The following is a 1,334-nucleotide window of genomic DNA, read 5'->3' as shown; positions in this document are numbered from 1 at the left end:
GCGGTCTCCTTGTACTTGACCTTCATGTCCGCGCCGGTCTCCCGCATGGTCTTGATGACCTTGTCCAGCGACACGTGGTGCACCCCGTCGCCGCGCAACGCCAGCCGGGCCGCGGTGATCGCCTTGATGCTCGCCACCGCGTTGCGCTCGATGCACGGGATCTGCACCAGGCCACCCACCGGGTCGCAGGTCAGCCCCAAGTTGTGCTCCATGCCGATCTCGGCGGCGTTCTCCACCTGCTCCGGCGTACCGCCGAGCGCCTCGGCGAGCCCGGCCGCCGCCATCGAGCACGCCGAACCCACCTCGCCCTGGCAGCCGACCTCGGCCCCGGAGATCGACGCGTTCTCCTTGAACAGCACACCGATCGCGCCCGCCGCGAGCAGGAACCGGACCACGCCCTCCTCGGACGCGCCGGGCACGAACCGGGTGTAGTAGTGCAGCACGGCCGGAATGATCCCGGCGGCACCGTTCGTCGGCGCGGTGACCACCCGCCCGCCGGCCGCGTTCTCCTCGTTGACCGCCAGCGCGAACAGCGTCACCCAGTCCATCGCGCGCAACGGATCCCCGCTGCCGGTCTCCGCCTCCAGGCTGCGCCGCATCTCGGCCGCGCGCCGCCGGACCTTCAACCCACCCGGCAGTACGCCGTCACGGGTGCAGCCGCTCTCCACGCACTCGCGCATCACCCGCCAGATCTCCAACAGCCCCGCCCGTACGTCCGCCTCGCTGCGCCAGGACAGCTCGTTGGCGAGCATCACCTCGCTGATCGACAGACCGGTCCCGGAGGTGACCTTGAGCAGTTCCGCGCCGGTGAGGAACGGGTGCCGTACCCGGGTGGTGTCCGCCTTGATCCGGTCCGCCCCGGCGGCCGCCTCGTCCACCACGAACCCGCCGCCCACCGAGTAGTACGTGCGCGACCGCACCTCGTTCCCCGCCGCGTCGTACGCCGCGAACGTCATCCCGTTCGGGTGGTACGGCAACGAGCGCCGGCGATGCAGCACCAGATCCGTGTCCGGGTCGAAGTCGATCCCCTGGCTGCCGAACAGGTCGAGCCGCCGCTGGGTGCGGATCCGCTCCACGCGCGGCCCGACCGAGTCGGTGTCGACAGTCTCCGGGACCTCGCCCTCCAGCCCCAGCAGCACCGCCCGGTCACTGCCGTGCCCGTGACCGGTCGCCCCGAGCGAGCCGAACAGCTCCGCCCGTACGCGCGCCACGTCAGCGAGCTGCCCGTCGGCCTTCAGGCCCGCCACGAACGTACGGGCGGCCCGCATCGGCCCGACGGTGTGCGAGCTGGACGGCCCGATACCGACGCTGAAAAGATCGAAAACACTGATCAT

The 1,334-nt window shown here is 71.1% G+C and carries 1 protein-coding gene; it reads right to left on the bottom strand.

The features are described from left to right. On the bottom strand, positions 1-1,334 hold a 1,334-nt coding region (locus tag V6U82_RS31480; protein WP_334467651.1), incomplete at both ends, for an L-serine ammonia-lyase.

It is taken from the genome of Micromonospora sp. CPCC 205554, assembly GCF_036902745.1.
In the GTDB taxonomy this organism is placed as follows: domain Bacteria; phylum Actinomycetota; class Actinomycetes; order Mycobacteriales; family Micromonosporaceae; genus Micromonospora; species Micromonospora tulbaghiae.
The sequence above is the reverse complement of the archived record's forward strand: the minus strand, read 5'-3'. Positions and strand labels throughout refer to the sequence as shown.